The sequence below is a fragment of the Flavivirga sp. 57AJ16 genome (genome assembly GCF_028736925.1).
In the GTDB taxonomy this organism is placed as follows: Bacteria; Bacteroidota; Bacteroidia; order Flavobacteriales; family Flavobacteriaceae; genus Flavivirga.
Map to the genome: position 1 here is coordinate 24,577 of NZ_JAQZAT010000003.1, position 19,769 is coordinate 44,345.

The window sequence follows — 19,769 nt, forward strand, 5'->3', positions numbered from 1 at the left end:
ATTAAAAAAAAATTGAACCATTATACTTAAATTTAGTTGTGTAAACAACTTTTTTATTATGCCTTTCCGTATTAGATTCCCAATGAATAACTTTAGAACTACTATTTTTATAAACTATAATTTTATAAAAATAAGTTTCCGTTAAGTTTTTTTTTTGATAATCAAATTTAACTCTTTTTATAATTGATTTATGCCCGAAGCCCTTTTCGTGAAATCTTTTGTAATCTTTAACGTTTATGATCTTTCTTCTATAAGCTAATGAAGTTCCAAAATACAAGAAATCAGAATTATGATTACTAAAACCAAGTACATTATGTCCATAATAAGTTATTCTTCTACCGTCTTCTGCAGATATTGGTACTAAATCCCAATTATTTTCTTTTGTAGATTCCTTTTTTCTGTAAATAACCATCCAACAATCCCCCATAGATAAGTCTGAATTATTGAACACAGCAGGTATTTCTAACCCAGATCGATACAACAAATCTCTAACTATATTTCTTTTACTTCCCAAAATATTTGAAGTATAATTAGATATAACTGGAAAAAACACCAATGTAAACAACACTAAAATTAATCCATACGCAGAATAGAAGAGCCCAAGAATGCCTCCATTAAATTTATTTGGTAGCACTGAGGCTTGGCTTCTTAAATTTTTAACAAATGATAGTTTATATACACTTTGAGTGAATTTATTTTCTTGAGTGAATTTTGAAGGAAAAAAAATAAGAAACCAAAAAATTATTTCTATATGTGGTAAATATGAAAGATTTATAAAAAATAAAGAAATTATAAAAAACTTCATGCCCCACCATTTAACAAAAAAGTTTCCTGCTTTAAAAAAAACAAGCACTATCATAAGTAACTGGAATACACTCTGTATTATACCTCCAGCTATACTAAATAGGCTTGTAAACATTGAATAGTTAGATTCTACCCATCTAAATTCCTGAAAAAATGAAGACAAATAACTATTGCTTAATAAGCTTTTAACTGTTAGACCATTAATCCAATAATTATCTTGGATATGTAATACAATAGCCCCAAAACTTATCAAACCATATACAAAAAAAGCAAAAAAATATAGTTTTGTTAATGATGCATTATTGTGTTTACCAATTATAGAATACTGATGTTTGATAAATTTAGAAACTATATTCTTTTTTTTTAGAATAATACTATCCAAAGAATAATATTCCCCTGAATTCATCAATAAAAAAACAAAAAAAGTTTGAATAAGAATCGTAGTTCCTAACGTTCCAGTAGAAGCAAAACCATCACTAAATCTTACAAAGAAAAGTAATAATGTTGTAACAAATGGTAAAGAAAAACCTAGAGTAAAAAAAACTATTAATACTAAGTTTATAAATCCAAACCACGAGTATTCACCAAAATACAAATTATAGTCATCGGCAATTTGATAGAACCTAACAAATATAATTAAACCAAGTAATATCCTTAGAACACCTGCCTTTTTTAGTTCATAATCAACAGATTTAACTTTTGGAAAATATGATTTTTCTATTAATTTATGGGCTAATTCACCTAACATAGATTAAAAATTAATCTTTATTTAGAACTGCAATTCCAAATCCTGTTTTCCCGTATTCATTTCCATTATATAACATATAACGCTTATTATTAAAATCGAATACACATGGATAACTAATCATTTCTGAATCCCAGCCTGTATCGGATACATTAATTCCAGCTTTTGAATCCAATCGTCTCCATTCAATTCCATTTAAAGATTCTGCATAGCCTATTCTATAAGTTGTAATCCTACCATTAGCTCTATAAGAATACCACATTTTATACACGTCTTTATCTTTTATCACCCATGGTTTTGAAAGCGCATATTCATTTTCATGTTCTAAATTAACTACAATTTTATTGGTTCGTTTCCAATGTATCCCATCATTAGACTCCGCATATTTAAATACATGTTTCATATCTGCTTGATCTTTACCCCAAGATAAGTTTGAACCGTACCACATTCTATAAATTCCATTTTCAAATAGTATTGAAGGATAAGAAATTGAAAAAGGATCTTCATGGCTTCTATCCATTACAGGAGCATTACCGGCCTTCTCAAATTTGCCTGTTAAAGGATTAAAAATTGCTAGACCTATGGTATTTAACCATGGTACTGTAACTTTTAAATTCCAACCTAAATAATATAAAAATAATTGTTTATCTACATTTTGCAAACATCCCATAACAACTCCTGAGTCGTCAAACATTCCTAATTCTCCTGGTATTAAAACTGGCTCTTTTGAGATATTAACCACCTCAAAGTTATTATTAAAATCTATATCAACGTAAGCAATATGGCTTCTAGACAATGCATCCCTACAGGTAAAAAAAACACGGTTTATAGAACCTTCTAATTTCATAAAAACTGGATTAGAGCCATGAGAATACATCCAATCAAATTGTTTATTAGCTACAAATAGGTGTTTAATTTTTTTCCAAGTCATTATAATTTTACTTGATCGCTAGTTTTATTTAATTTAACGGTTCTGGGCGGTACATAAATACCTCCCTTTGTTGTGCTTTTTGATATAACTGCACCAGCACCAACTAAGGTTTCTTCTGCCAAAGTTACTTTATGGGCTAATGTTGAATTTACACCTATAAAACAATTGGCTTTAACTATACAGTGCCCAGAAATAACCACATGAGAACTAATGAAATTATGGTCTTCAATTATTGAGTGATGGCCTATATGATTACCACTCCAAAGCGTTATATTATTACCTATTTTAACAAATGGCTGTATGGTATTGTCTTCAAAAATAAAGCAGTTATCCCCATGTTTGAATTGAGATACATACGTGCATTTAGAACTAATATAAGATACCAGCTCGTAACCTTTTTTCTTTGCTTCAAAGTATTTTTCTTCTCTTATTTTATTCATTTGAGAATAACTTAGAGCTATAAACATCTTATACTCTGAAGGGGAATACGTTTTTTCAATATCTTCAAAAACGATGACAGGTTTCCCTTCAAACGAGCCTTCTGTTAAGTAATCTCTATCTAGGGTAAATGCTACAACTTCATGTTCACTATCTATATCAAAATAATAGTTAGCAATTTGCGCTATATCTCCCGTACCGAAAAGTATTATTTTTGCCATTTTTTTATTTTCTTACAATAATTGTAAATTCATATAAATCGTAATCATGCAACACGGCTACATTTCTTGAAAAATTATTTTTGCAATAGTTAAAATAGAACATAGGGTCTGCATAAAAAAGGTAGTCTTTTTTATATTCTTCATCCGAAAAAGATGTTAAAATATTAAATGAAAATCCAAGCTCAGATATATCATTAAGAGTATTAAGTGTTTTTTCTATATAAATCTTCCAATCTTTTTCATCTGTATCTAGTTTTACATTAAATATACCACTAGCAATTGTATAGTCAACATTAATGAGGTGCTGTAAATCACTCATAAAAGTTATGTCTTCTTTTGAAAAACTAGCCTTAGCTTGTTTTAGCATTTCTGATGAAATATCATATCCAAAATATTGAATATTTTTAAAGTTATTCTCGCTCAAATAATCTATAAAAGATCCATAGCCACAACCATAATCTAAAAGTGAAAATTCTTTTTTTGATTTGAAAACCTTTCCTAATTGTTCAAATCTTAAAAACTGTGATTCTTTTCCATTCCAGTCTACCCCATGACTGGTCGCACCATGTTTTATTATTTTTTCAGAATAGTACCGATCTACTTTATTTATTATTTTTTTAGTCATTTACATTAATCTCTTCATCAATAATATACAAAGGTCTGTTTTTAGATTGTTCAAATATTTTTCCAATATATAATCCCATGACACCAACACTTAACAGGATTAATCCTGTAGAAAATAAAATTGTCACAATTATACTTGGCCACCCTGGTTGCAAATTATAAAAGAAATATTTTATTATTATTAAAATACCTGCTATAAATGAAACAAATGACAATATTGTTCCTAAATATACACTAAATTTTAAAAGTTTATCGGAATGAGATGTCCAACCTTGAATACCTATTTTCAATAATTTTATAAAATTATAGCTTGACTTTCCTTCTAACCTCTTATCATGATTAACCGCTACTACTGTAGATTTAAAGCCTATCCATTTTAACATTTGTAAATACAATCTATCTTTGTCTTCTAATTTATTAAATTCCAAACCAACTCGTTTAGAAAATAATACTAAGGATCCTGCATTGATATGATAGTCTCCACCTGAAAACAAAGTAAAAAGCTTATTGTAAATAAAAGCTATAATAGTTTTTAAAGCACTATGTTTTCGTTTTATTCGTTCAGTAAAAACGACTTCATAACCTTCATTTCTCTTCTCTAAAAGCTTATGGATATCTCTTGGATTATCTTGCAAATCACAATCCATCAACACAATATTGTCTCCCGTTGCTTTAGCTATACCAGCACTTACTGCATAATGCTGCCCAAAGTTCCTGCTCAACTTTATCCCCTTAACAAACTTATACTTTTTACATTGCTTTTTTATTTCTTTCCACGAATTATCTGGACCACAATCATCTACAAGAATTATTTCAAAATCAGTAGATATTAACCTAAGCTCTTCAGATATTCTCTTCACGAGCTCTGGAACAATCTTTTCAGCCATATAAACAGGACTAATAACTGATATTTGCATTAGTTAAAACTTTTTAAATAATGTTTAGCATGGGTGCCTTCATTAAAAATTAAATCTAAAACACTAACACCATGTTCAAATGGTGGGTATAATTGGTTGTACTCTTTGTAATTAGAATAATCCATCCACTCTAAATTTAAACTGTTTTCAATAAAAAAATCAGGTTGTATATAACTTTTAGCAGAAGGACCACTTAAATATGTATCTGCATTCAAACTTTTGCAAGCTTGAATTAATCGCTCTTGCCTGTCTCCTTTTAAATTTAAGGTTCTAGAGTCTACAATTTCTGTATTAATATCTAAGATTTCGCAAATAACTTCTATAAACTTTTTATTTATTTCGCTTAAATTATCTGTAGGTGTATCGTAAACTTGGAAAATAGCTTCTCTAAAATCTTTAAAACAAGGTGTTTTTGCATAATTCATTTGTAATGTACCCATATGTTTTTTTTTCCAATTACCGCCTAAAATCTTTGTATCACATATCTTCTGGTGATAATCATCCTGAATTACAGGAATCGTTAACCATTTAACACCTGCACTTGTTTTTATAAGGTTTCTATTTCTCCAATCTCTTCTTGTGTATTGTACATCATCATAAATCACAAAAATATCAGACATAGCTATTATATCAAAATAGCCTTTCCATGGTATGTAATTAGATTGTAATATTGAAACTGTCATAATTATTTTACTCTAGTACTCTATTTATTTTTTAAAATGGATCTCTCCATGCATTGGTAGACTGTTCTTTTTGAATATTATCCCATTATATTTAGACCAACTACATCTGTCCAAATAACAGATTGCTAACTAAAAGTATATTGAAAACTTACAACTGTAATTACTAAAGTAAGTATTACAGAAATAGCATTTAACTTAGATTTCATTTTAAATATTTTTTAAGATTATTAATAGACTAAATATAAGAGCTTTATTTTTTTAAAATAAATTCTATCGCTTCCCATATATGTTTTGACGCTTTTGTTGGTGTTTTGCCAACAACAATTTTATACCATTCCTTACATATTTCTACGTTTGATAATTTTCCATCTAAAATTTGCTTTACTAAATCTTTTAAATGATTTTTATCTTCGCAGAACACAACTGCTTCTTTACTTGGCATGCTTCTAAAATGTACATATTTGTAGTTCTGCCCTATATCCCGAATACCTTTTTTTAATTGTGGTTGCTCGTAGTTAAAATAAATACAGGGTTTATTATGAGCTACAAAATCGAATACAGTGGACGAACAGACATTAGTCACAAACTCACTATGCTCACAAACATTATATAGCATTTTAAAATCTTCTTTGGTTGGCAAAACCTGATTCCATTGCTTTCCTTCCTGACCCCAAATAGGGTCTAAAACTTCAATTATATCTTTGTTAGTTTCTATAACGGCATTATATCTATTTGTGAAATCTACAGGGCATTTCCTGTAAATAATCCCTAAATTCTCACCTTGTTCATTTAAGTTTCTAACGGCATTTGCTAAATCTTCTAAATAATACTGGTCTAAGGGTGATGTAGTTTCATCATCACCGGAATAACAAATATACTTCTTATTAATATCCAGATTATACTCTGAGAAAAAGGCTTCTCTTGTTTGTAATAATGTATTATTATAATGAGATTCGAACTGAGGGGTACCTGTAACGATTACTTGTTCTTCTTTAACAAATGGATAATACTTTAAAATCTCTCCTTTCATAAGGTCGCTCCATACAAAATAGTAATCGGTTTCAACAACCTGCATGGCTTTAGGCACATTATCCCATGAATAAACAAAGGCTACAGTTGGAATGCCAAGATCTTTAGCAGCCAATAATGCACTAATAGACTGCGTTGCCCGTTGTGTAGTACAAAATACGATATCCGGCTTATACATTTCTAACTGAACTTTACAATAATTATATTTTGATGTTGAACGTTCTAGCTTATTAATTTTCCCTCTAAGTCTAACAATTCCTTTTTCAGAAGAATACAAACCTATTAAGCATTTAACATAAGAACTTTTAAGTATATTTCTTAATCCCCTGTAATTAAATGGGAACTTATAAGTTGGATATACATCATCGTTAAATTTGTCCCTAGACACATTTAATTCTGCACGTTTTCTTGCTCTGGAATAAATGGGGAGTAGTGGGTGACTAGTTTGATCTTCTATCTTAACTTCTTTAAAGCCTAAATGCTCCTTCAATGAAAAAACGGTATTGTTCCAATATGTAATATCGAAACCCATTTTTTCTCCTATGGTTTTAAAATCTGTAAAAGCAAAGTTTCTTAAACCAACACCGTCAGGAAAAAAAACGAAAACTTTTTTATTCATTTTTAATCTTAAAATTAAACTTTTTGGTTTTTTAATTTGTCTCGTTGTACTTGCTCAATGGGTAATATATCCTGTGATTTAAATTGTAACGCCTTGTAAACAGCATTTACATCTCTTGACAATTTACGTAAGCCCATAGGCTCTAAGGACGCTGCATGATCAGTTCCTTTCCAGGTACGGTCTAAGGTGTAATGCCTCTCTATTATATTTGCGCCCAAAGTATATGCCGCAACATCTACAGCTATTCCTAAATGGTGACCAGAAAAACCAATAGATTTAACATCGTCTTTATATTTATCCAGTAACAAGTTAATATCTAACAGACAGATATCATCAAAAGGTACTGGATAACCAGAAGTACAGTTATAAAGTACCAAATCTTTGTTTCTGTTATGTTTTTTGGAAAAACTCACTAAAGCTTCAATCTCCTCTTTAGTTGTCATACCTGTTGAAATATGTAACTCTCCATAATAGTTTTCACATAACCATTCCAACATTATCATATTATTATTGCATGCTGATGGAATCTTGATAAAATCCGGATTTAAAGATGCTATTTCTTTTGCAGATGTTAAATCCCAGACCGAAGTCGAATACGTTATTCCTATCTCTTCACAATAAGATTTTAAATCCTGGTGTTGATTCTTATCGAACTCTAAATATTCTCTATGTGCGCCATAAGTATCCCCATAAGAATTTACGGGATTTGGGTGCGGTCGATCATATTGCTTCTTAGTTAATAACTCCTTATTATTTCGTTTTTGAAATTTTACAGCATCAACGTTACAAAATATTTTAGCTACTTTAATGAGCTCTTTAGCAATTCCAATATCACCTTTGTGATTGCAACCTATTTCGGCTATTATATAGGGCTTTTTATATATATTCATAAAACCTGAGAGCTTGTTAAAATCTTTTATTATAATTCATTATAAATTGACATGTTTCACGTATTGCACCTGCTCCAGAATTTTCGGATAATACGATATCTGCATGCTGTTTTACTATATTTGTAGCATTATTAGGAGCTAAAGACCAGCCTACACTGCATATATTCGCTAAATCGTTAACATCATCTCCTACATAAGCAACATTACTTAACGTAATTCCCTCTTTTAATATGATATCGTTAAGTAGCGTATATTTATCTTTTACTCCTAAAAACACATGTTCTATTTTTAATTTTTGCATCCTTTTAGCAACAAGCTGTGAATCTTCTGATGTCATTATCACTACTTCAATATTGAATTGTCTTAAAATCTCAAGCCCCATACCATCACGCATATCAAAACTTTTAGTATGCTCTCCATCCTTAGTATAAGTTATTGTACCATCTGTAAAAACGCCATCAACATCTAAAACTACATGTGTAATTTTATCCGATTTTTTGCCTCGTTTTTGTCTCTCGATCAGTAAACTTTCAACGGCAACCCAATCAGATTCTGTATCTATTTCCATTAAGGACTCCTCTGCCATTTTCACAATAGCAATATGGTCCCCTAATCTATTCCTATTCTTTTTTAATACTGGTTTTGTTATAGCATATACAGCTCCATTCTCAATTAATAATCCTTCAAAATCCTGACGGCGTGGTCTGTTTAAAGGATTGTAGTTTATTGGCGTTCCGGCTTCGTTCCATAAAAAACGATGGGTATTTACAACTGTTAATGCAGAATCATAATCGCCTTTAAGTTTATTCAAGCAAGAATTAATATCCTCCCTTTTTGTGAATGGAGATGTAGCTTGCAATAAACAAAATACATCAAAATTATAATTTATAGACTCACAAAACTCTAATATGGCAAATTCAGTAGACACTTTATCTCCAGCGCTTTCTTCGCTTCTTAAAAGCACTTTTACTTTAGGAGCCCAATGATATTCTCTGTTAATAAAATCAATAATGCCCTGATCATCTGTATAAATATATATATCATCTAAATCAGAAAAAACAGCTTCTCCTAAAACCCATGTAAATAATGGTCTTCCGACCATCTTTCTCTTGTTTTTATTAGAAATACCTTTTGAGCCTTTTCTGAGTGGAATAAAACCTATTTTCCTCATTTCCATCATAACATAACTGTTCTATTTTTCGCTAAAATACACTTTTTTTCAGATGAAATACTTTTAAATAAGATGAAAAGTAAAGGCCAATTATTTTAGACATATTAATTGGGAAATAAAATATTCAGGTTTCATTCCTCTTTTATGGTTTTTCGAAATAATCCCTTAAAAAAGAAAACTTACCTAATTTCACCTAGAGTGAAATGAAAGTGATTTCGATGTTTAATATTTTAGTCCTATCAATAAAAACCATGCTCCTTAAAACTTTTCAGGCTTATTAGAAATAAATTTAATGATAAATAAGAACCTCTTTATAATGTACCACAGATCAATAATAAAATATTTTATTAACTTAAATGTAGACATAATTAAGCCTTTAAATGCACTTGCGATGTTTAAATCGTGGTGCCATAACTGATAATTGCCCACAACATCACTTTTAAATCTGAAGAATTTTTGTTTTCTGGTTCTTCTTATTTCGTAACAAAAAATAGATTCCACAAACTCTATTTTATAGCCTTTTTCAATAACTCTTTTAGACCATTCTTTATCTTCAAAAGTTGCAACATCTGTCCTGAAAGGATATTGTTTCCATACTTTTTTATTAAATGCAGAACCTGAAAAAATCAAACCCGATCTATTTGGATCTGTTTGAGATGATACTTTATTTATAAAACTTCTATAGTCATTTGGACTATGTAAACATCTTAGCCCTGCCAAATCATCTCTTCCTTTAAATCTTTCTATAATAAGTTTAAAAAAATCATGACTTACCGGGTACGAGTGCGCACTGAAAATGACAATTATATCATTAGAAGCTTCATTAGCTGCTAAATTAGCGCTCCCCCCATAGCTAAAATCCTTTATTGTAACAAATCTAGCACCATATGATTTGGTTACTTCCTCGCTTTTATCTGTAGACAAATTATCAATAACAACAATTTCTGAAATATCGTCTTGGTATCTTTCTGTAAGGTTTTTCAATAAAAACCTAAGCGCCTTATCTTGATTTTTATTTCTAATTACAACTGATATCATTCTTAGTTTTTATAGTTTATTGATAACTAATTTAATGCTTTTCAAATCTTCAGCAATACAATAATTGTAGTGACAATTACTATAATAGTTAATAATATGAAACAATAATTTATCATTAATGGTTTTTAGTGAATAGTATCTGGTTTTATTTTTATTCAAGATGCTTTTAATGATCGTTTTTATAGACTTGTCAACAGCCTCAGATATTTTAAAAGCGTGTAATCCTGATTCTAAATGAGGTAGCTTTTTAAAAAGAAAATAATCTATTTCAACTTGCTTATTACTTATTAGCTCGGTATTATTCTTTTCATAGCCAATCAATTTTTCGTAATCTTTTTTAGATTGGATGTTTCCAAAATTTTCATTGTTGACAACTGTTCTTCTTTCCTGAATGACCTTTTTTAAGTAAAAATGATTAAACTGAACAATTCCAGACACCTGCAAAAGCCTATTCAATGTTTTAATTTCTTTATTTCTATAAGTTTCATGCCATTGATGGAGCATAAGGGTTTCTTTACTATAAAAATTAACAGACTTACCTGTATTTTTAAGCCTTACATGAAAATCTGTGTCTTCTGAACCCCAAAAATGATAAAACTCATCAAAACCACCAATTGCTTTTGCTGCTTCTACAGGACACATAGTCAATCCTGTTGCCCATTCATTACTTTTAAACTTTATATTATAATCTTCAAACCTTTTAGCTGTTTTTGATTCTGCTTCACTTAAAAAACCTACCTGAAAATAATAAACTTCATTATCCTTTAATAATTGTAAAGCCTTTTCAATAAAGCTTAAATGAAAAATCATATCAATATCTGCAACAAAGAAATACCCAGAGTCTAAATTTCTCAAGACACTATTAATGGCTTTAGATTTATTCCACGGCTGTTGTTCTGTATATAAGTAGCTATATTTTACAGAACTGTAATTAAGAAGCAAACCTTCAAGTTCCTCTGTATACCTTTTATCAGAGCCATAGTTCACAAAATAAATTTTAAAATTTTTATTCGTTTGTTTTTCCAACGATTCCAAAGAGTTTTTTACTCTTTGAATATCTCTGTTGCGATATGGATATATTATTGAAAACATTAACTATTTATTTTATCAAAAACATAAATTGTTTGATTTCTCCAGGCATTAGTTTTAATTAACTTGAAACCGTTTTTTTGAAAAATACCCATAATTTCATCGTTTGTATAAGCATTAACCCAACCATTAATTTTACGGTTTTTAAGGCTATTGAATTTATCAAATGTACCGTATGAGATTATAAATCTGCTTGTTCTGGATGACAACTTGCTTATTAGGCCAGGTAAATCGTAAATATATTCTAAAACACCACTAAAAAAGATAACATCTTGAGGCTTAAAGTCAGGAATCGCCTCATTTAAATCGCAAACAATCGTCCCTTCTCCTCTATCTACAATATCCGATGGTGTATATACTACACCTTCTGGTAAAAATTGTTTTAAAGCTAATTTTGCTGCTCCAAATTCTAAAACATTAGTATGTGGTCGAATCCACTGCGACATGATTTTAGTTCGTTCGTTCCAATCTTCAAAAAGCCATTTTTTTTGCTTCCATCTGTCTACATCCGACTTGTTTTGCTTGGTATTTTTGTTTGTTACTATCCTGCGCTTTAAATCGGCAATTTTATTATAATAGTATTTATAGAGTTTCATTAAACAAAGTTATTTACTTTTTCAGCACTCAAACCTTTCCTTAAATAATAGGCTTTTCTTATTTTTTTTCGAGCAATTATTTTCTTAAAAAATACATTTTTCAAAGCATGTCTGAATTTAGACTTTTTTAAAAATGGTGCTACAAATCTGAATTCTTTTTTATCGCTCTCTTTTAAAGCATCAAATGTATCTAACATCCATGGTTCAATTTTATTACCTAAATGGTATGCATAATTATTATAAGTTGCCAATCGGTACCCATCGTAATACATAGATGGTTGATCCAAATACAATCCTTCACTATCTCCTCCTAATTTATACTTCGAATTTTTATTGGGAATGCTTTCAAAAATTTCTCTCTTATAAGTAACCGTGCAATGGTTGCAACCTACAACTGCTTTTAAATCGTTAAGCGGAGCATCGATAGTCATGATAACGTCTTTCCATTTTTTATCTAACCATTCCCACCCAATACTTTTAGCAAATCTGGTTAATGCCTCTGCATTTTTCACTTCAGAAAACTTTATGTTTTTTGAAAAAAAATAATCAAAAATAATATTAGATGTATAATGGTTTTGAGTTCTAAAAACAGGCATAGGGCTTACTGCCGAAGCTTTGGGAAATGCTTCAAATATTTTCATGACTTCATTTTCCCAATCGTTTAAAAATAAAACGTCTGAATCAGTAATTGTCAAAAAACGCTCGTCTGAAGTTCTTAAAACCTTTAAAATGCAATTTATTTTACCTATTTCGTCCTTTTCAATAATAAGCTCATTTATTACTCCCTGCTCGTAAAACTCTAACAACCTTTTATTAACCGATTTGCTGCTGCCATTGCTTACAACGGAAATAGCCACATCGGAACTAGCAGTCTTATTTACAGACAACAAACACATTTTAAAAATTGAAAACGAATCTTTGTAATAATCTGTTTCATGAGGGATATACAAAGGCATGATAACCCTGTGGTTACCAGATCTTTTTTCAATCAATTTATCTCTTGATACATTTTCTCCTACTCGCATATGTAAACTCCTAAGCTATTTCTTCAATATTTTTTTAAGCTGATTATAGGTTTTAAAAAATATATTTCTTTTCACCTTTTCATTAAAGGCTTTAAACTTTAAATAGTCTTTATAAACAAAAATAAAGTTTGGAAATGCATTTAAGTACAAATCTATATGCTTCTTATAAACATAGTTATAAAGTGAATAGTAAAATTCACCATCTGTATAAAACCTGTTAGAAAGCGAATTCGCTTTATGCTTTCTATAGTAATACAAAACCTCATCAATGACATGGGCTTCTCCTCCATATTTTAAAATAGATATCCAAAAATCCCAATCCTCAAAAGATTTTAAATTTTCATCATACCCTCCTACTTTTATATAAGAAGCCCTTTTAAAAATAGAACAGGCTATAAAACAGTTTTTGAGCAATAAGGTTTCAAAAGTGTAATCTGGCAATTGGTATATATCATCTTTTACACCAAAAAACTGCACTTTAGAGCTTAACACTTCTATGTTATTATTTTTTTCTAAAATATTAACCGCTTTTTCTAAGTATGTTTCATGTAATTTATCATCCGCATCAAACGGAAAAATATATTTTGCACTACTGAGCCCTATCCCTTTATTTCTAGCACTGGACAAACCTCCATTTGTTTTTAATACATACTTAAAACGCGCATCTTTTTGTACCCAGGCTGATGCTGTTTCTTCCGTATTATCTAAGCTTCCGTCATTTACAATAATACACTCCCAATTTTTAAAAGTTTGATTATATACCGATCTCAACGATTCTGACAAGAAAGATGCCTGATTGTAACAAGGAACGATAATGGCTACTAGAGGCATATTACTCATACATTAAACCCTTTTTTAAAAACTTATTAATTCTATTGATTCCCAAACCTTTCTTGTTAATCAAACCACTGCTTATTAATAGTTTTTGCACGTTTAATAAGTTTAACTCTCTAAAATTAAAAATTTTTGATTCTTTTATTACTTCTTCAGTTTTTTCAACCTCTAATTTATAGTTTTTGATATTTGGATATAAATAATGTGTTAAAAAAAACACAATGAACCCCTTAAAGTTATTTGAGTACTTTTCCTGAATATACACTTGGTTAATATGCTTTTTAAGAAAATAATTAAAACTATTAAGCACCTTCAATATATGACTTTGGTTTAATGCTTTACTATCTTCGACTCTATAATAAGTATCAACTTCGTTTAGTCGTAATATACTATAATCCCTCTTTGACAAAATGCTTATATGATAGTCTATATCTTGCAATCTGGTTAAATTTTCATCAAATTTAAAACCCTGAATTACTACCTTTTTCCAAAGCACACTCATAATTGTCCATGGTAATTTATAGCTCAAAAAAAGCTTAAAATAGTCTTCGGATTTATAATCGATTGGAAATTCGCATATGGATTTATTATAAAAAACACCTTCTTTTATATAAGATGAATTAGCTAGAACAAAATCCGTTCTTTCTGAAGTTTTAAATAATTTCAAACGTTTTTCTAAACAGGTACTTTTTAAGATATCATCCGAATCTAAAAACAAGATATATTCACCTTTACTTAATTTAAAGCCATAATTCCTACATACATTAGCGCCTTTTGGACTTTCTGGAGGTCTTTTATATACTGAAAATCTGGAATCTTTAATCGAAAGATTTTTCACGATCTCTATGGTATTATCGGTAGAACCATCGTCAACAACAATACATTCCCAATTAGTATAAGTTTGAACTGAAACACTCTTTAAGGTTTCGCTTATAAGTTGCGATCTGTTATAAGCAGGAATAATTACCGACACCCGTGGATTCATGGATTTAATTAATTTTCAGGTATATTCGCTAATATAGTAAATGATTAAATAAGTATCTTAAAAATAAAAACTAAGTAGATTCAATAGTTTCTTGTAATATATTCAGGTGCTTTTCTAAGTTAAAATGTGTTCCGATTCTCTGTTTTCCAGCCACACCAAGTTCTTTTGCCAATGCTGAGTCCTGAATAAGTTTAATCATGTTCTTACTCATATCGTCAACATCATGTTCTTTAGACAATAACCCCGTTCTTAAATGCTCTATAACATCTGGTATACCCGCGTGAAATGTAGAAATAACAGGTAACCCTACTGCACTGGCTTCAAGAACTGCAACAGGTGTCCCTTCCTTATCTCCGTTGTCTGCAGTAATGGAATGCTGAACAAACGCCAGAGACTCCCTTAATAAAGCCATACACTCCTGTCTATTAATAGCTCCAGAAAACTTAACATGATCCTCTAATCCATAAAATGAAACTAAATTTTTACAGACTTCAAGTAGTTCTCCATCTCCAGCCATAATCAATTGAGCGTCTGGATACAACTCCATAACTTTTTTAAAAGCGAGGATTGTATAATAAGGTGCTTTTTTCTTAGTAAATCTACCAATAGAAACAAATTGTTTTTTTGAAAAATTTGGTTTAATTTCTAAAAAATCTTTATGTGGCCCGCACGGATTATAAACGATTTTATCTGCGTCACATCCTAAATCTATAAGTTTTTTTTCCATGTCTCTCGAAACTGCTATAACTTTAGAAGCATATTGAAATACTTCTTTGTAACCTCCACATTGATCTACAATATGTTTAACACTTACATCATATCCATGAAAATGAACTACCAAAGGTAATTTTAAAAACTTACAAATTTCAAGCACTCTATTCCCCGTAGGTCCATATTGGGCCAAAACTACCTGTACTTTATTTTTTGTCATTGACTTTAGTATAGCTGTTTCATAAGTAGTAAACCGAGAAACCCCTACTAACTGTTTTAATTTGCTCATTAATGAAATGTAAGGGGTGAGCAACAGTCCGTAATTTTCCAGGTACTTTGGCAATGCTCCTCCATAGTAATAGAACACATCTCCCTTCAATCCATTTTTTTGCTCCTGAATAAATGTTTCAGAATACGAATTCTTTGAAGGTGATATGATAGCTATTCTATTTTTGTGCATAACCATATAATCCTGTTATCATTTGTCCTTCTTTAAAAATTACTTTTTCGGAATTATCTTTATTGATCAGCACTTTAATTATAGGTTTTAATACGGAAATAAGTATCTTTCTTTTTTTATTAGACATTGGACTCCTTTTAACCCATAAACCGAGCATTTGTGCCATTGATGCATGCCATCCACCTGTAGCTTTTATTTGAATTGTTTTGAAACCACTATTTTTTAAATGACGTTCCAAAGAAAATGGCGTATAACGATACGCATCGTTTGGTACTTCATGAAGGTTCCATAAAAAAGGTACTGTAAAAAAGAAATAACCTCCTGTTTTTAGAACACGATATGTCTCTTTTAAAATCACTTCCGGTTCAAGGCAATGCTCTAAAACTTCGGTACCAAATGCACATTGAAATGTATTGTTTTCAAAAGGCATTTTTACACCATCCCATGTGTAATCCGGTTTTACATTATTATCATAAAGCAAGGCCGATTCAATATCTAATCCTGTATAATTATCAATCTTAGAATGTTGTAAAATATACGCTTTATAAGGCATCTTACCACAACCTATGTCTAATAAATTGCCTTCAAATAAACGAATACTTTTTTTAATAGATTTGAAAATTGCAGTTCGAATTGTGTATCTGTCTAAATTAGAACTTGTATATGGAATATTTATAAAATCATTCTTCATTATAAATCAAGTGCTTTACTACATCAAAATTCTTTTCCATATTTTTATTTAACAAAACTTCTTCATATTGTTTTTGCGCTATAGATTTTGCTAAATCTTCATTTTTTAATACATCTTTAGTAGCCTTAACAAATAATATTAAATCTTTAAAATGAGGGTATATGCTACTAATACTATTAATTTCATTATTCTTTCCATTATGAAAATCCCAGAAAAGCATTGGCACCCCAGTCAAACAGACATCTAACCCTGCATAACCCGCTGGTCTGTTTTTATATCCTTGAAACCAGACAAGATCCAAGTTTTCTTCTCCAATAGTCTTTTTAATATCTTCTTGATGTCCTTTAAAAAATATTTTGCTTTCTATATCTAAATGATTTAAATATCTCATATACCCAGCTTCTTCTGCATCTCCTGCTCCATAAATATACAACTCAACTTTAAATGATTCTTTTAATAATATATGTAAAGCGTAGAAAAATGGGTCTAATGGTTTCGATTTATTTAACCTAGTAAATATACCTATCCTCTTTATTTCCCTGCTTGAAAAAGACCAAATCCTTTTATTAGAGATAGGATTTAGACTTAATGGTAATACGATATGTTCATAATCTTTGAATCCTTCGAATTCATAAGCAATTTGTTCTTTAGCATCAAAAGCACTTACAAAAATATATTTATTTTTTTTATTAATATTCCTATAATGTTCTCCCTGAAATCTGGCAGACATTATAAAAATAATTACTTTTTCAAAATAGTTTTGTGGCAATATAGGTGCTATACTATGAAAAACATATTCTCCCATAAAAAACACACGAGTAAATCCATTAAGAAAAGTTCTCAAGGCATTCCTTTTCCTTATAATGCTTTTATTTACTCCTATTCTATTTACTACTTTTTTAAATAAAATACTTTTACTATCTGGTATAATATCTTTTAAAAAAAACACTGTCGTTTTTATATCTAAGTGTTTTTCGTAAAAAAAGTCTGTAAAATACTCAGAATTATTTAATCCGGACAAGCATAATATACTAACATCAACAGAGGTTTTATCAATAACACTATCCAATTCAAACATTTCTCGCTGTGCTCCTCCATGATAGAAATCTGACACCAAAAACAATACTTTAGTTTTCATAAAAAGTAATTATACTATTTTTAATTATCATCTATTGATTAATAGTCCATTCTAGTTTTGGCCTTATAATACCATTAACCTTACCTAAATAGCTTGACTCTCTTTTAACATCTTTAACTTCAAATGTAAGCAGTTCTGAATTTGAATACAAAGGCTGCATTTCGTTTGAATGAAAATATGCATGTATTTGGTATACATCATCATTTAAAAAATTTGCAGGTATATGACAGACCAGTTCAGTCTCTTTATTAATATTGCAGGAAAATTTATTTCCACTACCAAAAACAATATCTCCTTTTATCGTTTTTAAGTCATATCCAACAGAAATAGTTTCACTTTTAGTCAAGTTTTTAAATTTAAAACGAACATTGATTGCAGAAGTTACATCTAAGACGGCCTCTTTATTATCCAATGAAGCGTTATCAACACTTGCATATATAAATTCTATAAATTCATTTCCCTTTTGTCCAGCTTCAACATCTTTAAAATCGACTGTGCGCATAGAGTAAACGCTACTATTTAAATATTCATTGATAGCTTGAGTTGGATTACCTTCAGTAAAAACACATCCATCTTTTAAAACGATAACCCTGGTACATAAAGTTTCAATAGCTGCCATATTATGACTCACAAATAAAACTGTTCTACCTTCACCTTTACTAATATCCTGCATCTTCCCTATAGCCTTTTTCTGAAATTCTGCATCTCCAACTGCAAGCACTTCGTCTATTACTAAAATTTCAGGTTCTAAAAAAGCGGCTACAGCAAAGGCTAAACGTACTGTCATCCCTGAAGAGTAACGTTTAACCGGAGTGTCTATATAGCGTTGACATCCAGAAAAGTCAATAATCTCATCAATTTTCGAGGTTATTTCAGATTTTGTCATTCCTAAAATAGCACCATTGAGATAGACATTCTCTCTTCCTGTCATTTCTGGATGAAAACCTGTGCCTACCTCTAGTAATGAAGCTATACGGCCTTTGGTTTTAATCTCTCCTGTTGTTGGCCCAGTAACTTTTGACAAAATTTTTAAAAGCGTAGATTTTCCTGCGCCATTTTTCCCAATAACCCCTAAAACTTCTCCTCTTCTAACCTCAAAATTAATATCCTGTAAAGCCCATACATAATCAGAACTTCCTTTAGTACTTCTGTCATTAACATCACCCACTTTTAAATAAGGGTCTTCTTTTCCTCTTAATCTACTCCACCAACGATTTAAATCATGACTAATTGTTCCTGTTCCTATTACCCCTAAACGATATAGCTTAGAAATATTTTCGGCTTTTAAAATAATATCATTCTCCATAGTCTATCTATATTTAAAAAGGGCAGGATTCTATTAAATCTTTTTTACGTTGATCTAAAAGAAAACTATCGGCTAATAAAACACTGTTATATTCTTTTAACAACTCTTTAATAAAGGATTCATTAAGATTGCCTGAGTTTACAAAAATATCCTCCTTAAATGGCACTCCAACCGATTCATAATAATCATAAAACTTAATATTATCTCCAGATAACTTATCCGAAAACCTTAACCACAAAGCTGGAATTTTATATGCCTGTGCAACTATAACTCCATGTAAAGAAGACGAAATTATATTTTTACATTCTAAAATTTCAACCGTAGTTTCCTCTACACTATAAGTTAATAAATCAATAACCTTTATAGAAGGGTTATTTGAAAATACAGATTTAACTTCGCTATAATCAACATAATGTGGTATGACACCTATTTCATATTTTTTTTCTACATCGGGATTAAAGTAATCTGGCAACAATAAAGCAGGATCTCCATAACTCTCGGGACAATGAAACCCTTTTTCTAAAATTCGCGCTCTGGTTTTTGGTCCTCTAACTGCTAAAAATTTTGCATCCCTGATATTGTCTTCTTTTTTTATAATACCACTACCCCAAACTACAGAATTTTTATTAGCCGAAGAAATAATGCTTCCTATAGCTATATAATGTTTAAATATATGTCTGTATAATCGTTTTGACGGATGTGATACTGTAATGACTTTTCTTTTTGAAATTTTCTCAATAAGATATTTAGACATTAAATCACCATAATTTTCTTTTCCATTCTTCCTTTTTTCCTGCCACCAAAAAAGTCTGATTTTCATAAGT

The 19,769-nt window shown here is 30.1% G+C and carries 20 protein-coding genes; all 20 read right to left on the bottom strand.

Annotation, left to right across the window (positions count from 1 at the left end):
- Window position 1: 1 nt before the first annotated feature.
- The 20 genes from PQO00_RS04065 to PQO00_RS04160 all read right to left on the bottom strand — a co-directional run bounded on the left by PQO00_RS04065 (window position 2) and on the right by PQO00_RS04160 (window position 19,765).
- A complete protein-coding gene (locus PQO00_RS04065) occupies window positions 2-1,552 on the bottom strand; it encodes a hypothetical protein (protein WP_274183555.1) in 1,551 nt (516 codons plus the stop codon).
- Window positions 1,553-1,562: 10 nt separating this feature from the next.
- The gene (locus PQO00_RS04070; RefSeq protein ID WP_274183556.1) at window positions 1,563-2,480 is read right to left on the bottom strand and encodes a hypothetical protein; all 918 of its coding nucleotides are present in this window, start codon (window positions 2,478-2,480) and stop codon (window positions 1,563-1,565) included.
- The gene (locus PQO00_RS04075; RefSeq protein ID WP_274183557.1) at window positions 2,480-3,139 is read right to left on the bottom strand and encodes an acetyltransferase; all 660 of its coding nucleotides are present in this window, start codon (window positions 3,137-3,139) and stop codon (window positions 2,480-2,482) included. Before PQO00_RS04075 ends, PQO00_RS04070 begins: the two co-directional genes overlap by 1 nt.
- A 4-nt stretch (window positions 3,140-3,143) precedes the next feature.
- Window positions 3,144-3,764, bottom strand: coding sequence for a bifunctional 2-polyprenyl-6-hydroxyphenol methylase/3-demethylubiquinol 3-O-methyltransferase UbiG (locus tag PQO00_RS04080; RefSeq protein WP_274183558.1), 621 nt, complete (start codon window positions 3,762-3,764; stop codon window positions 3,144-3,146).
- Window positions 3,757-4,680, bottom strand: a complete 924-nt coding sequence (locus PQO00_RS04085) for a glycosyltransferase family 2 protein (protein WP_274183559.1) — start codon at window positions 4,678-4,680, stop codon at window positions 3,757-3,759. The genes PQO00_RS04080 and PQO00_RS04085 overlap by 8 nt, the downstream gene beginning before the upstream one ends.
- Window positions 4,680-5,363, bottom strand: coding sequence for a WbqC family protein (locus tag PQO00_RS04090; RefSeq protein ID WP_274183560.1), 684 nt, complete (start codon window positions 5,361-5,363; stop codon window positions 4,680-4,682). The genes PQO00_RS04085 and PQO00_RS04090 overlap by 1 nt, the downstream gene beginning before the upstream one ends.
- A 250-nt stretch (window positions 5,364-5,613) precedes the next feature.
- Window positions 5,614-7,011 (bottom strand): UDP-glycosyltransferase, encoded by a 1,398-nt coding sequence (locus PQO00_RS04095; RefSeq protein WP_274183561.1) that lies wholly within the window; start codon window positions 7,009-7,011, stop codon window positions 5,614-5,616.
- Window positions 7,012-7,025: 14 nt separating this feature from the next.
- Window positions 7,026-7,901, bottom strand: a complete 876-nt coding sequence (locus PQO00_RS04100; protein WP_274183562.1) for an N-acetylneuraminate synthase family protein — start codon at window positions 7,899-7,901, stop codon at window positions 7,026-7,028.
- 16 nt (window positions 7,902-7,917) lie between these two features.
- Complete coding sequence (locus PQO00_RS04105; RefSeq protein ID WP_337992824.1) at window positions 7,918-9,081, bottom strand: HAD hydrolase family protein; 1,164 nt, start codon at window positions 9,079-9,081, stop codon at window positions 7,918-7,920.
- Between the two features lie 249 nt (window positions 9,082-9,330).
- A complete protein-coding gene (locus PQO00_RS04110) occupies window positions 9,331-10,110 on the bottom strand; it encodes a glycosyltransferase family 2 protein (protein ID WP_274183563.1) in 780 nt (259 codons plus the stop codon).
- Window positions 10,111-10,119: 9 nt separating this feature from the next.
- A complete protein-coding gene (locus PQO00_RS04115) occupies window positions 10,120-11,202 on the bottom strand; it encodes a glycosyltransferase family 2 protein (protein WP_274183564.1) in 1,083 nt (360 codons plus the stop codon).
- Complete coding sequence (locus PQO00_RS04120; RefSeq protein WP_274183565.1) at window positions 11,202-11,795, bottom strand: hypothetical protein; 594 nt, start codon at window positions 11,793-11,795, stop codon at window positions 11,202-11,204. Before PQO00_RS04120 ends, PQO00_RS04115 begins: the two co-directional genes overlap by 1 nt.
- The gene (locus PQO00_RS04125) at window positions 11,795-12,820 is read right to left on the bottom strand and encodes a glycosyltransferase (protein ID WP_274183566.1); all 1,026 of its coding nucleotides are present in this window, start codon (window positions 12,818-12,820) and stop codon (window positions 11,795-11,797) included. The genes PQO00_RS04120 and PQO00_RS04125 overlap by 1 nt, the downstream gene beginning before the upstream one ends.
- A 15-nt stretch (window positions 12,821-12,835) precedes the next feature.
- Entirely contained in the window at window positions 12,836-13,660 is an 825-nt protein-coding gene (locus PQO00_RS04130) for a glycosyltransferase family A protein (RefSeq protein ID WP_274183567.1), read from the bottom strand.
- Window positions 13,653-14,639 carry a glycosyltransferase family 2 protein gene (locus PQO00_RS04135; protein WP_274183568.1) on the bottom strand — a complete coding sequence of 329 codons (987 nt, stop codon included), beginning with the start codon at window positions 14,637-14,639 and terminating at the stop codon, window positions 13,653-13,655. The genes PQO00_RS04130 and PQO00_RS04135 overlap by 8 nt, the downstream gene beginning before the upstream one ends.
- A 70-nt stretch (window positions 14,640-14,709) precedes the next feature.
- On the bottom strand, window positions 14,710-15,810 hold the full coding sequence (locus tag PQO00_RS04140) for a glycosyltransferase (protein WP_274183569.1): 1,101 nt from the start codon (window positions 15,808-15,810) through the stop codon (window positions 14,710-14,712).
- On the bottom strand, window positions 15,797-16,501 hold the full coding sequence (locus PQO00_RS04145) for a class I SAM-dependent methyltransferase (RefSeq protein WP_274183570.1): 705 nt from the start codon (window positions 16,499-16,501) through the stop codon (window positions 15,797-15,799). Before PQO00_RS04145 ends, PQO00_RS04140 begins: the two co-directional genes overlap by 14 nt.
- Window positions 16,491-17,639 carry a hypothetical protein gene (locus PQO00_RS04150; protein WP_274183571.1) on the bottom strand — a complete coding sequence of 383 codons (1,149 nt, stop codon included), beginning with the start codon at window positions 17,637-17,639 and terminating at the stop codon, window positions 16,491-16,493. The genes PQO00_RS04145 and PQO00_RS04150 overlap by 11 nt, the downstream gene beginning before the upstream one ends.
- Before the next feature lie 31 nt (window positions 17,640-17,670).
- Window positions 17,671-18,945 carry an ABC transporter ATP-binding protein gene (locus PQO00_RS04155; RefSeq protein ID WP_274183572.1) on the bottom strand — a complete coding sequence of 425 codons (1,275 nt, stop codon included), beginning with the start codon at window positions 18,943-18,945 and terminating at the stop codon, window positions 17,671-17,673.
- 13 nt (window positions 18,946-18,958) lie between these two features.
- Complete coding sequence (locus PQO00_RS04160) at window positions 18,959-19,765, bottom strand: polysaccharide pyruvyl transferase family protein (protein WP_274183573.1); 807 nt, start codon at window positions 19,763-19,765, stop codon at window positions 18,959-18,961.
- Window positions 19,766-19,769 lie beyond the last annotated feature (4 nt).